We start from the raw sequence: 13148 nt of genomic DNA, 5'->3' as shown, positions 1-13148 counted from the left end.
ATCAGTGTTGCGCACCCACAGGGTTGCGGGGCTGATCGCCCGCAGAGGTCGCAACCTGCCCCAGAGCTCGGGCGTATCCGGAACCCAGCGCCAGCAGGATCAGGCCTACCACGATGAACACGGTGACCCGGAAGATCCCGTTCAGCGTGGCCAGATCGAAGATGAACAACTTTGTCACTGCTGCCGCGGTCAACAGCAACCCGGCCCCGACAACAATGTTTCGACTGATACCACCGAACATCCTGCGGCCCTTCGCAATCGAGATCGACGTGACCAGAAGTCCGGCCGCGACCATCATCCAGCAGATGGTTGCGGCGACGTGGCCGCCGAGGAATCCCCCGGCGGGTCCACCGAGAGCGACGCCGGCGCTCACCGTCAATGCGGTCACGGCGTACAGCGAGGCCAGCGCGCCGAGGATCCCGAAGATCTGAACATTCTCCGGCGAATGGCGTTCGGACGCCTGGTACCACGACAACATCAGGGTTCCGATGGCCGCGACCACCAAGACGCTGGCCACGATCACCGAAAGGGCGTCGGACACAGCCAATTCAGAAGGTTCGAACAGTTGCTCCGGCGGCGAGATGGCCAGATAGTTGACACCTCCGAGAACCCCGATCGTCGTGGCGATCACCCGACCGACCAGATCGCGTCGAGCGGCCATGGCGATCACGATCGACATCGCGAGCAACACCGGCGCGATCACCGGCCCTTCGAAGGCCACCACCACTCCGATGACCGCTACCAGTGCAGCACTCGTCACGTAGATGTACCGGATGGTGTTCTGCTGCCCACGATCAATCAGCGCCACCGCGAGCAACAGTGCCGCCACACCCCAGATCAGGCCCGCGGCGACCGGACGGTCGAACACCATGGGCGACAACAGGACCGGAAGAACCGTTGCACAGCCGAGCAGCGCCGTCAGCGACGGAAGTCTGGTGCCGCGCACCAGGACCACCGACGTGATGACACCGAACGCGGCGTTGACAGCCATTGCGACGGCCCCGAGCACCAAGTGCGTGTCGTCACCGACGACGCTCGCCGCAACCCAGGCGAGCAACACGAACGTGCTTGCGGTGACCCGCACCCCGTGCAACCAGATCCAGTCTCTTCCGAGCTGGATCGGGAACGATCCGATTGCCATGGCCAGCATGAATCCGACCAGCAGCAGCGACGGTCCGGCGGTGAGCACCGGAGCGAGGACAAAGACCGGCACGAGTACCAGCAGCCCCAGATGCTCGGAATCCCAACGACGGGCCAACAACAGACCGGCGAACGTGACCAGGCCGGCAAGCACGAGGCCGCCGTAGTCGGGTAGCCAATCGTAGATCCGGGTGACCGCAACAACATCGAGGTAGGCGGCCGCAATACCCGTGGCGGACAGGGCGATTGCACCGACCCGACCACCAGGACGCTCGGCCATCCGAATCGCGATCACAATGAGCGCGATCGCCAGCGCGCCACCGGCTGCGACCCTGATCTCCGGCCGCAGGATGCCGGCCTGCGCGGCCAGTACCAGCATCATCACAACGCCGATCAGTGTCACCGTGACACCTGCGACAGCGAGGATCTTGCCGATCAGACCGCCCCCGGATTCGGCGGTCATCCGCTGCCACAGTGTCGGTTTGGACGGTGGAGGAGGTCCGGCCCGACGAGGCGCAGCGGCACCGTACTGGGATGGGTAGGGACCGTACGGTGCGTGCTGGGGTGTCGGGGCCTGCTGAGGTTTCGGGGCCTGCTGGGGCTTCGGGGCCTGAGGTGCGCCATATCCATGCGCCGCGGGCCCCATCGGATGCGGTTGCCGGGCCTGTGGCGGCACAGTCGGCGCAGGCATCGGCGGAAACTGTGCCGCAAACGGCGGGACCGGCTGCAGCTGTGGCCGAGGTGGCTGCGGAGTCGGCTGAGGGGTGGTGTGCGGTGGCGGCACTGGGTGCTCTTTGAGCTGCGTGAGCACAGTGTGCAGTTCATTCAGATCGCCCGACACACGAGCAAACTGATTCGACAATGAGTGGAACTCAGTGGACAGCCGGCTGATGACAGCTTCGTTCGGTTGGGTCATGTATCGATCGTCGCGGGACGGGCGTCCTCGCGGATGAGTAGCACTACTCACTTCACCTAGGGACTTACCGCGGGGGGACTTACCGCGAGGGGACTCACCCCGGTTCGGTGTCGAGACCGTGTTCGATGGCGTAGCGGGTCAACTCGACCCGATTGCCCAGCTGCAGCTTGCGCAGTGTCGCCTGGACATGGTTCTCCACGGTGCGGTGACTCAGCGTGAGTTTCGAGGCTATCTGCTTGGCGCTGAGCCCTTTTGCGACATACCGCAACACCTCGGTTTCGCGGTCGGTGAGAGCAGGCGCGTCGATGGCCCGATCGGGGTCGCGGGCAATGCGCCGATACTCGCCGAGCACCAGGCCGGCCAGACCCGGGGTGAACACCGCCTGCCCCGCTGCCGTCGACCTCACTGCCTCCAAAAGTTCTTCCTTCGACGCGCTCTTGACCAGGTAACCGCTGGCGCCCGCCTTGACCGCCTCGAGTACGTCGTCGCGCTCGTCCGACGCCGAGAGCACCAACACCCGGGTGTGGGGCGAGGTCTCGAGGATTTCTGCGGTGGCCTGCGCCCCGTTACCGTCGGGCAGCTGCATGTCCATCAGCACCACGTCCGGTCTAACCGCCCGCCCGCGTGCGATCGCAGCGGCCACGCTGTCGGCGACAGCCACGACGTCGAACCCGGCATCGGCCAGGTCGCGTGCAACACCGTCGCGCCACATCGGATGGTCGTCGACCACCATCACCCGCAGAACTCCCGGATCTCCCACATCGGCCATCAGATCCGCCCCTCATTCTTGTTGCCCGCGCTCTTGTCGAAATCCGGCTTCCCGGAACCCGTCTGCTTTGACACCGTGAGTTCCCATTCGGTTCCCTCACCGGGACCGGTGTCGAGTTTTGCGGTACCGCCGAGTGCCTCGATCCGTTCCACGATCGACCGCGACACACCCATTCGGCCCTGCGCGACGGCCTCACGCAGCCGACCGTCCTCGATGCCGGGGCCGTCGTCACGGATGCTCACCACGACCTCGTCACCGAGATCTTCGACGAGGACGTACGTACGCGCCTTCGGCCCGGCGTGTAACCGTACGTTGTCGAGCGCGTTGACGACCGCGGCTTCGATTTCCATCGCCCGAAAGTGGTCCAGCAGCACCGCCTCCCCCGGTTCGCTGACCGTCACCAGGTCATCGGCGTGGGGGCGTAGCAGCATGCGCAGATCCACTTCGGCCGTCTGCTGGTCGGGCAGGGGCGGTTCGATGTCGGCGATCAGTCGGCGCAGCGAGCGCTCCTGTTCGCCTGCCATCTGCGCGAGCCGGGCTGTCTCTCCGCCGATCTCGGCTCCCCGCCTGCTGATCAAGGCCAAGACCTGCAGTACCCCGTCGTGCACCTGCCTGCTGAGGCGATCCCGTTCCGAGGCCGCCGCAGCCAGACGCAGGGCGCCGGTGATCCGCACATGATTACGACGGGCCGAGTTGGCGGCCAGCCCAACCCCCACACCCACCGCCAACAGCACAACCACGGTCGCGTCGCGGCCGACGTTCAGATCGTAACCACCCTTGGCCACCGCACTGGCCACCCGGACCGCCAGCCCGAAGACCGCGCCCACCACCGGACCACCCAGGATCGCCGCGGAGACAACAGCATTCGTCGCCCACAACGTCGTCGGAAAGGACTGGTTGTCCGCGGCCCACTGCGCCGATGCCAGCCATCGGGTCATGGCGATCAGCCCGCAGGCCACCACCAGGTCGGTGATGACCCAGAACCAGCGGCGCCCAGGACCTTTCAAATAGAGAATGGTGCTGGCACCCGTCCACAGCGTCAGCAGGGCGAAACAGAACCAGCTCCAACCCACACGTTCGTAATCATCGCGGACAGCGAGCTGAAAGCCCAAGGCGTAGAGGTAACTCAGGAGACGAAAGACCTGCGCACCACGCCACAGCGGCGCCACCGGATCGTCGTCGGTGCCGGATGACCTCAGGGGCGCACTCGATGATCGGGTCACGGTCACCCTCAGCTGGGATCGCCGGTATGGTCCTGGTTGTTGTCCGGTATCGGATCAGAGGCGCCGGCATCGAGTTCGTCCCACTTCGGCTTGTCCGGAGCAGCCTCGTACATCCGATCGTGTCCGCCGCCGGTGACGGTGGCGAACTCTGCAAGATCTGGATCGGATTCGACCAGATGCGATTTCGCCACCAACGTGCGAACCGCGGTGTTCACGAATGCGATGACCGGAACGGCCAGCAGACCACCGACGATGCCCGCCGTGATCAGTCCCGCGGCGATACCGAGCACCACTGCCACCGGGTGCAGCCGCACGGACCGTCCGAGCAAGAACGGCTGCAGCACATGACCTTCCAGTTGCATCACGCCAACCACCACAGCGAGTGCGATCAAGGCGGCAACCCAACCCTGCGTGACCAGGGTGACCAGCACCGCGAGGCCGCCGGTCGCCAGCGCACCCACGATCGGGATGAATGCGCCGATGAACACAAGTGAGGCCAGCGGTAATGCCAACGGAACCTGCAGGATTGCGAGTCCAGCGCCGATCGCGATCGCGTCCGTTGCCGCGACAACCACGGTTGCGCGCACATATCCGACCAGTGAACCAAACCCGTTTTGCCCGGCCTCCCAGACCTTTTCGCGAGACTTCACCGGTACTGCCAAAGTCAGAAAACGCCAGATCTGACCACCGCCGTAGAGGAAGAAGATCATCAAGAAGAGCATCAGGAATGCGCCGGTGACGATCTCACCTACCGTGGTGGCGGTCGACAACGCGCCCGAGGTCACCTTGTCCTGGTTGTCTTTGACAACCTTGATCGCATCGTCGCCGAGATGCGCGATCTGATCTTCAGCGAGATTGAGTGGTCCGTCGACCAGCCAACCGCGGCTCTCGTTGATGGTTTTGGTGATCTGCTCGGTCAGTTCCGGAAGCCCGTCGATGAACTGCTCGACGACAAAGGCCATGATCCCGACGAGCAATCCGATGGCCACGAGCAACGTCCCGAGAACCGCGAGCGCGCGTGGGATGCCGCGACGGTTCAGCCAATCGACCACCGGGACAAGGAACGCAGTACCCAACACGGCAAGGCCGATCGGAACGAACACCTCTTCGTATTCCGAGACGACCATCGACAGCACGAACAGCCCGGCCGCAATTGCCAACAGCCGCCAGGCCCATTCGGCCGCTGCGCGGACAACGGGGTGCACATTGAGGCGGTCGGCCGGGTGACTATCGACTACGTCACTACTACTCAAGTTTTTCGCCTCGCTCACCAGCGCAACATTAGACTGAACGTGCCCGGTGCGCGCTCGACAACACCGTCCGCCTGAGTGTCAGTTGAGAACTTCATGCCTCCTGGTCACCAAGTCGGACACTCTGGACCGATAGGCTGCAGACCATGACGGCGACGAACAGGACCCGCCGCCGCTTTTGGTGGGTGCGATGGCTGACACTCGCACTCGTTTTGGTGATCCTGGGCGTCGAGGCCTATCTGGTCTGGCCCAAGCTCAAAGAGACCTGGTTCCACCTCGACGAGATCGAGTGGGAGTGGGTTGCGCTGTGCATTCTGGCCGCCATGCTGTCGATGGACAGTTTCGCCCAGGTTCAGCGCGCTTTGCTGCGATCGGCAGGCCTCAAGATCAAGCAGTGGCAGTCACTGTCGGTGGTACTGGCCGCGAACTCGCTGAGCCAGACCATGCCCGGCGGTCAGGTCCTCTCCCCCGCCTTCACCTACCGCGAAACCCGTAGGTGGGGCGCCTCTCCAGTGGTCGCCTCCTGGCAGGTGGTGATGTCCGGGCTGCTCATGGGCGTCGGGCTCGCCGTCCTCGGCCTCGGTGGCGCGCTGCTCGCCGGAGCCCAGACCAGCCCGTTTTCGATCATCTTCTCGATCAGCGGCTTCCTGGCCTTTGCGGTCGTGGCCCAGTACATCGCCCGCCACCCGCACTCGATCGAGGGCCTCGGTGTCACACTCCTTCGCTGGATCAACAACACACGCGACAAAGCTGCCGACCACGGCGTGGAGCGCTGGCAGGAGATCCTGCGACAGTTGAAGGCCGTCCAGCTCAAACCCAAGGAAACGAGCACAGCCTTCGGTTGGTCGCTGTTCAACTGGGTTGCCGACGTGGCCTGTCTGGCGTTTGCCTGTTACGCCGTGGGAGGTCAGCCGAGTATCTCCGGGCTGATGGTGGCATATGCCGCGTCGAAGGCCGTTGGTACCGCCATCCCGTTGCTCCCCGGGGGCCTGGGCGTGGTGGACGGGGTCCTGGTGCCCGCACTCACCTCGGCGGGCATGGGCGCCGGCGAGGCGGTGACCGCTGTGTTGGTGTACCGGATGATCAGTTATCTGCTGGTGTCGCTGGTCGGCTGGGTGGTGATCTTCGTGAAGTTCCGCACCACGTACCGCTCCCTGGAGAGTCCCGACGAGGTCGAAGAAGTGATCGAGGCCGAGATAGATGCAGAACTCGGCCGCAACAAGTCGGCGTCGCCAGAAGGCGAGAGCTCCGATAAGGGCGATACGCCGCCCGACGCGGTTCGCTGAACGGACCGCGTGACCGCTAACGTGGCGGGTATGCGCCGATTGTTCACCGCCTTTGCAGATCTCTTGGCGGTGGTTGTCTTCGCCTTCATCGGCCGGATGAATCATGATGAAGGACTCTCGGTCCAGGGCGTCTTCAGCACCGCATGGCCATTTGCACTCGGTGCTGCGATCGGCTGGTCGCTGGCCTACCTCTACGCACACATGCGTTCCGACCACGGTCACACCTACGATTTCCGGCCCGAACGCCTGTTTCCGGACGGGGTCCTGGTCTGGATCGGGGCGGTGGCCATCGGCATGCTGTTACGTCAGCAGTTCCATCAGGGTGTGGCGCTGAGCTTCATCATCGTCGCCACCATCGTGCTCGGCATCTTCCTGCTCGGATGGCGCGGTGTCCGGATCAGGATGATCCGCCGGTCCGTCACCGCCTGAATCGGCGGCTTCACACCGATTCCGGGCCTCGTTCTCACCGGATCAGCGTCCGTAACCGTTCGAGCTTGTGCGGATTGCGGACGAACAGCAATCTGCTGATTCCCTCGGGCCCGACCTCGAACGCCAGCAGCGTGTCCGGCGCACCGTCACGCACCGTCAGGACTGCCGGGTTTCCGTTCACCTCCACCAGCATCGGGCGTGAACCCGCTCCGAACTTCGCGATCGTCCCCAGCACAAACCTGGCGACCTTGGCCCGGCCGACCACCGGCACCCTGGCCGCACTGACAACGCCACCGCCGTCACTGACCGAGATGACATCTCGGGTCAACACCGATTCGAGTGCGGTGAGGTCTCCAGAGGTCGCTGCGGCGGCAAATGCCGTCATGATGCGGTTTCGTTCACCCGGATCGATCTCGGTTGCGCGCTCCCGCCCGATATGGCCGCGGGCGCGATGCGCGAGCTGACGGGCGCCCGCCTCGCTGACCGCCAGCACCTCCCCGATCTTCCGGTATGGGTAGTCGAAAGCTTCTCGGAGCACATAGGCCGCCCGCTCGGCGGGTTCGAGCCGCTCGAGCAACATCACCACTGCAAGTTCGAGTGCCTCGGCCCGTTCGGCGCCGAGAGTCGGGTCGTCGGCGGTCGAGACCGGTTCGGGAAGCCACGAGCCGACGTAGGTTTCGCGGGTCGCTCGTGCGGATGTCAGTGCATTGAGCGACAGTCGGGTGACCGTCGTGGTGAGGAACGCCTCCGGACTGCGCACCGAATCCTTATCGGTCCCCTGCCATCGCAACCAGGCGTCCTGCAGCACGTCATCGGCTTCGGTGACCGACCCCATCATCCGGTAGGCGACACCGAACAGTCGTGGGCGGAGCTTTTCGAATGCGATCAATGCCGTGTCCTGCATCACTTCGACCCTATTCTCGTCACATACGCGGTCCGTCTTCGGTCTCAACTATCACCTGGCAACGCAGTCGGCGAGAGGATCGAACGATGACGACCTATTTGATCACCGGGGCCACCGGGACGATCGGAGCCCCCACCACCGCAAAATTACGGGCCGAGGGCCACGATGTCCGGGCGCTGAGCCGCCGGAGCGGGCCGGGACTGGCCACCGGAGACCTCCTGAGCGGCACCGGCATCGCCACTGCGATGTCGGATGTCGACACCGTCATCCACCTGGCGACAACCAACGGCGCCAAAGACATTCAGATCGCCGAGAATCTCTTGACCGCCGCAGCGAACGCTCGGGTCCGGCACGTGGTGCTGCTGTCGATCGTCGGTATCGACAAGATCCCCATGGGCTTCTATCGGCAGCGTCTCGAGATCGAAGCGCTGGCACTGGATTCCGGCGTGCCGTTGACGTTGCAGCGCTCCACCCAGTTCCACCCGTTCGTCGAGCGCCTGTTCAACGCCCAGCGCTTCATGCCGGCGCTGATCACCCCGTCGATCCGGTTTCAGCCGATCGACCCGCACGACGTCGCGGCGCGGCTGGTAGACCTCGCCGCCGAAACGCCGTCAGGCCGGGTCGATGACATCGGCGGACCGGAGAAACGGACTGCCGCCGATCTACACGCCGCATGGAAGGACGCCCGCGGTTCCCGCCGACCTGCAGTACCACTGCGGCTTCCCGGAAAACTCTTCAGAGCAGTTGCCGCAGGCGAAAACCTGGTTCCCGGAACGCCGTTCGGACAGAAGACATTTGAGCAATACCTCAGCGAGAATTATCGCTGACAGGTCGGGTCGGGCCGATGCACCGGCCCGACCCGACCCGCCGTCCGAACTCCTTCAGCGCGCCAGGAACTTCAGCAACACGGCGTTGATCTCATCCGCATGCGTCCACAGCAGACCGTGGGGCGCACCCTCGATCTCGACATACTCCGCCTCGGGCAACAGCCGCGAGAACGGACGTCCGGTGGCGTCGATCGGCAGGATGTTGTCTGCGGTGCCGTGGACGATCAGCGTTGGCACGTCGATTTTCGGGAGGTCCTCGCGGAAATCGGTGAACCACGTCAACGGCGCAGCAGCCGATGCGAAGGCCCCTGATCCGGCGGCGACATTCCAGCTGTTTCGCAGCGCTTCCTCGCTCAACCGGGTACCGAGGAACTCCTCGGTGTTGTAGAAGCCGGCGTAGAACTCGGTGAAGTAGGCGTAACGGTCCTTCTTGATGGACGCGACGATGTCTTCGAAGAACTCACGCGGAGCGGCCCCGTCGGGATTGTCGTCGGTCTTGAGTAGGTAGGGCTCGAGCGAAGCCAAGAACGCGGCCTTGGCGACCCGTCCCGAACCATAACTGCCGATGTAGCGGGCAACCTCCCCGGTACCCATCGAGAATCCCACCAGCACAGCATCTTTGACGTCAAGCGTTTCCAAGACGGTGTTCAGGTCGGAGGCGAACGTGTCGTAGTCGTATCCGACGGTCGGCTGGCTCGACTGCCCGAAGCCGCGACGATCGTAGGTGATCACCCGGTATCCGGCGTCGAGCAGCGCAGCACTCTGCTTCTCCCAGGAGTGCCCGTCGAGGGGAAACCCGTGGATCAGCACAACCGGCTGCCCGGTGCCGTGATCTTCGTAGTAGAGGTCGATGTTCGTGGTGTTCTCGGTTCCAACAGTGATGTACGGCATGTCATCGCCTTTCAGCGTTTCGGTGAGACGAGCAGGGTCGAAGCGGGACAGTCGGTTTGGAGCTCACGCCCAATGGAGAATGCATATTCTCCGGCGTTGTTGCTACTGTAGAGAATATTCGTTCTCCACGCAAGGCGGTACCGATGAAAGACATTGCAGAGTCCCGCGAGCAGATCGTCGAAGCCGCGGACCGGCTCTTCTACAGCCATGGGATCCAGGCTGTGACGATGGCGCAGATCCGGGCGGAAGCCGAGGTCTCACTGAAACGGCTCTACGCCACCTTCCCGTCCAAGGACGATGTGGTGCTTGCGGTCCTCGATCATCGCCGGAAGATGTGGGAGTCCGGCGTTGCCCGGGCAACCGACCAGGTTCCGACTCCCCGCGAAAAGATCCTTGCGATCTACGACTTCTTGTTCGACTGGTTCGGCCAGGACGACTACCGGGGATGCGGTTTCATCAACGCCTTCGGTGAACTCGGTGCGACGTTCCCGGCCGTTGCCGCCGCGGCCCGCGAGCACAAGCAGGCATTTCAACAACTCATGTCAGATCTCGTCGCGCGGGCCGGAGGCGGCGGATCACTCGGCGTCCAACTCACCATCCTTGCCGAAGGGGCCCAGGCGATGTCAGCGATCTGCGGTGATCCCGAAGTCGCACACCACGCTCGCGCCGCCGCCGCGGTCCTCATCGACCAGGCCATACCCGCTTGACGACCGACCCGCGGTAGCCCACCGAACTGTGACGCCGCCACCGGGTTCAGTGTGGTGAACACTCCCGCGCAGAATCCCGTCGTCTCCCGAAATCGTCTGCGGGCGAACCTCGAAACCCGCTACGGTCGCTGGTGAACAATTGTTCACCGGAAGCCGTCAACGGGAAGGATCCAACCATGGACTATGCCGTACCCGAGGCGATCACCACCACCCTGCGCGAGATCGACGACTTCATCGACACTCAGATCCGGCCACTCCAGGAGGCCGACGACAACATCCGCTTCTTCGACCACCGTCGCGAGTGGGCGCGCACCGATTTCGATGGTGGTGGTGTGCCACGTCCCGAGTGGGAAGATCTGCTCGGTCAGATGCGCCGCCTCGCCGACGAGGCCGGCTGGCTGCGGTATGCACTACCCACCGAGATCGGCGGCCGCGGTGGCAGCAACTTCGACATGGCGGTGATCCGCGAACACCTGGCGCACAAGGGACTCGGACTACACAACGACCTGCAGAACGAATCGTCGATCGTGGGCAATTTCCCGTTTGCGCACATGCTGCTCGGCCATGGCACCAAAGAGCAGCAGGACGAGTTCCTCGAGCCGATGATCCGCGGCGAGGCCCGGATCGGCTTCGGGCTGACCGAACCCGATCACGGCAGTGACGCCACCTGGATGGAAACCACCGCCCACCAGGTCGGCGACTCCTGGATCATCAACGGCGGCAAGCGCTTCAACTCTGGTATGCACAACGCCACCCACGACGTGGTGTTCGCTCGGACATCGGGCAAAGACGGCGACGCACGGGGGATCACCGCGTTCTTCGTACCCACCGCCACCCCCGGATTCTCAGTCGACTTCCAGTGGTGGACGTTCAACATGCCCACCGACCACGCCGAGGTCACCATCACCGACGTCGAGGTACCGGAGTCGGCGATTTTCGGCGAAGAGGGCGAAGGGCTCGCCGTCGCGCAGACGTTTGTGCACGAGAACCGGATCCGGCAGGCGGCCTCGGGGGTCGGGGCGGCCCAGTACTGCATCGACCGTAGCGTCGAATACGCCAGGGAAAGGATCACTTTCGGGGCTCCACTGTCGAGCCGACAGGCGATCCAGTTCCCCCTGGTCGAGCTGCACACCGAGGCCGAGATGGTCCGCGGACTGGTCCGCAAGACCGCATGGGAGATGGACCGTACCCCGCATACGGAGATCAGCGACCGCGTGTCCATGTGCAACTATCGCGCCAACCGGCTCGTCTGCGACGCCGCAGACCAGGCCATCCAGGTCCACGGCGGCATGGGTTACACCCGGCACCTGCCCTTCGAACACATCTATCGACACCACCGCCGATACCGGATCACCGAGGGCTCCGACGAGGTACAGATCCGCAAGATCGCGGGCTACCTGTTCGGCTATGCCGGTCCGCGCCGCAACCGACCCGTGAACCAGAGCTGATGTCGGAGAACGATATCGGTGATCTCCTCGCCGCCCGGCTCAGTGTCGTCTTCGACGACGACGTTCGGGTCGAGGATCTGCGCCGGCTGACCGCAGGCGCCAACATGCAGACCTGGTCGCTGACCTGCCATCACGGAACGGATGTGCAACGACTGATCTTGCGACGTCAACCCGATGCCATACATGGACCACTGGGTATGAGCCGGGAATCCGAGGCGATCTCGGCCGCCGCGAAGGCCGGTGTCCCGGTACCCCGGGTGATCGACTTCTCCGACGACACCGAAGCACTCGGCGCGCCCTACCTGGTCTGCGAGTACATCGACGGTGAGACGATTCCACGAAAGTTGTTGCGCGACGAGCGCTACGCGCAGGCGCGCGCGTGCATGGCCACCGAACTCGGCCGCACCCTTGCCCGTATCCACTCGATCCCGCTGTCGACGGTACCGACACTGCAGAGCGGGGTCCGCAGCGGACTCGACGAGCTGCGGCAGTCGTACCTCGACCTCGACACCCCGTCGGCGGTCACCGAGATCGCACTGGCCGCACTGGCGCTGTACCAACCGGATCCGGTGCCGGAGACTGTGGTGCATGGCGATTTCCGCAACGGCAACCTGCTCATCTCCGACACCGGGCTCGAGGCGGTCCTGGACTGGGAACTCACCCATATCGGTGACCCCCGAGAAGATCTCGGCTGGCTGCTGGTCAAGTGCTGGCGATTCGGAACCGCACCGGAGGTCGGTGGATTCGGTACCGTCGACGAACTGCTCGACGGTTACGCGGAAATCGCCGGAACACGACCGGACATCGAGGCGGTGCGGTGGTGGCAGCTCTATCGCACCGTCTGGTGGAGCATCGTCTGTGCGCAGATGGCCGAGAGGCACCTGTCCGGCAGGCAGCGGTCGGTTGAACTCGCGGCCATCGGCAGGCGCGTCTGCGAACAGGAACACGACATCCTGCTCGCGCTCGGCCGTCCTGCCGCCATCCCCGATTCACCCGATCCCACAACACAACCCGGTCTTTACGGGCGTCCCACCGCCGCCGAGTTGGTCAACGCGGTGTCCGAGTTCCTCCGCACCTCCGTGATGGCCGGGGACGACGCCGGGGACGCAACGCGATTTCAGGCCCGCGTTGCCGCGAACGTCCTCGACATCGTCGAACGTGAACTCCATGCCGGCCCTGCCCCTTTCGATCGTCAACGGGCCGCATTGGCAGAGCTGGGATTCGACTCCGAGACCGAGCTGGCACTGGCGATCCGATCAGGTGAGGCCAACCCACAGGACCCGCGGATCGTTGCGGTGGTGCGGACCGCTGTCACCGATCGACTTATGGTCGCCAATCCGCGGTATCTGGAGCTGTGA

At 64.3% G+C, this 13148-nt stretch carries 12 protein-coding genes; 6 read left to right on the top strand and 6 right to left on the bottom strand.

Going from position 1 to position 13148, the window contains the following annotated elements; genetic code table 11:
• Position 1: 1 nt before the first annotated feature.
• From AC1D75_RS05340 to AC1D75_RS05325, 4 genes are all read right to left on the bottom strand, one after another.
• A complete protein-coding gene (locus AC1D75_RS05340) occupies positions 2 to 1831 on the bottom strand; it encodes a DUF2339 domain-containing protein (RefSeq protein ID WP_495514251.1) in 1830 nt (609 codons plus the stop codon).
• Between the two features lie 319 nt (positions 1832 to 2150).
• Positions 2151 to 2825: a response regulator gene (locus AC1D75_RS05335; protein WP_495514250.1), complete on the bottom strand. Its 675-nt coding sequence runs from the start codon at positions 2823 to 2825 to the stop codon at positions 2151 to 2153.
• The gene (gene macS, locus AC1D75_RS05330; protein ID WP_495514249.1) at positions 2825 to 4048 is read right to left on the bottom strand and encodes a MacS family sensor histidine kinase; all 1224 of its coding nucleotides are present in this window, start codon (positions 4046 to 4048) and stop codon (positions 2825 to 2827) included. The genes AC1D75_RS05335 and macS overlap by 1 nt, the downstream gene beginning before the upstream one ends.
• Positions 4049 to 4056: 8 nt before the next feature.
• Positions 4057 to 5319 (bottom strand): AI-2E family transporter, encoded by a 1263-nt coding sequence (locus AC1D75_RS05325; protein ID WP_495514248.1) that lies wholly within the window; start codon positions 5317 to 5319, stop codon positions 4057 to 4059.
• Positions 5320 to 5444: 125 nt separating this feature from the next.
• Here AC1D75_RS05325 and AC1D75_RS05320 point away from each other — a divergent pair, with 125 nt between their 5' ends.
• Both AC1D75_RS05320 and AC1D75_RS05315 read left to right on the top strand, forming a co-directional pair.
• Entirely contained in the window at positions 5445 to 6584 is a 1140-nt protein-coding gene (locus AC1D75_RS05320; protein ID WP_495514247.1) for a lysylphosphatidylglycerol synthase transmembrane domain-containing protein, read from the top strand.
• Positions 6585 to 6593: 9 nt separating this feature from the next.
• Positions 6594 to 7013 carry a DUF3054 domain-containing protein gene (locus AC1D75_RS05315; RefSeq protein WP_495514246.1) on the top strand — a complete coding sequence of 140 codons (420 nt, stop codon included), beginning with the start codon at positions 6594 to 6596 and terminating at the stop codon, positions 7011 to 7013.
• A 34-nt stretch (positions 7014 to 7047) separates the two neighbouring features.
• Here AC1D75_RS05315 and AC1D75_RS05310 read toward each other — a convergent pair whose 3' ends face one another.
• Positions 7048 to 7917: an RNA polymerase sigma-70 factor gene (locus AC1D75_RS05310; RefSeq protein WP_495514245.1), complete on the bottom strand. Its 870-nt coding sequence runs from the start codon at positions 7915 to 7917 to the stop codon at positions 7048 to 7050.
• An 86-nt stretch (positions 7918 to 8003) separates the two neighbouring features.
• On the opposite strand from AC1D75_RS05310, the gene AC1D75_RS05305 reads away from it, so the two are divergent.
• Positions 8004 to 8744: an SDR family oxidoreductase gene (locus AC1D75_RS05305; RefSeq protein ID WP_495514244.1), complete on the top strand. Its 741-nt coding sequence runs from the start codon at positions 8004 to 8006 to the stop codon at positions 8742 to 8744.
• A gap of 54 nt (positions 8745 to 8798) precedes the next feature.
• Here AC1D75_RS05305 and AC1D75_RS05300 read toward each other — a convergent pair whose 3' ends face one another.
• Positions 8799 to 9635 carry an alpha/beta fold hydrolase gene (locus tag AC1D75_RS05300; RefSeq protein WP_495514243.1) on the bottom strand — a complete coding sequence of 279 codons (837 nt, stop codon included), beginning with the start codon at positions 9633 to 9635 and terminating at the stop codon, positions 8799 to 8801.
• Between the two features lie 143 nt (positions 9636 to 9778).
• On the opposite strand from AC1D75_RS05300, the gene AC1D75_RS05295 reads away from it, so the two are divergent.
• From AC1D75_RS05295 to AC1D75_RS05285, 3 genes are all read left to right on the top strand, one after another.
• Positions 9779 to 10342, top strand: coding sequence for a TetR/AcrR family transcriptional regulator (locus tag AC1D75_RS05295; protein WP_495514242.1), 564 nt, complete (start codon positions 9779 to 9781; stop codon positions 10340 to 10342).
• A gap of 176 nt (positions 10343 to 10518) precedes the next feature.
• Positions 10519 to 11790, top strand: coding sequence for an acyl-CoA dehydrogenase family protein (locus tag AC1D75_RS05290; RefSeq protein ID WP_495514241.1), 1272 nt, complete (start codon positions 10519 to 10521; stop codon positions 11788 to 11790).
• Entirely contained in the window at positions 11790 to 13148 is a 1359-nt protein-coding gene (locus AC1D75_RS05285) for a phosphotransferase family protein (protein WP_495514240.1), read from the top strand. The genes AC1D75_RS05290 and AC1D75_RS05285 overlap by 1 nt, the downstream gene beginning before the upstream one ends.

The organism is Williamsia sp. Y712, assembly GCF_059445525.1.
This window is presented reverse-complemented; position numbering and strand designations above follow the sequence as displayed.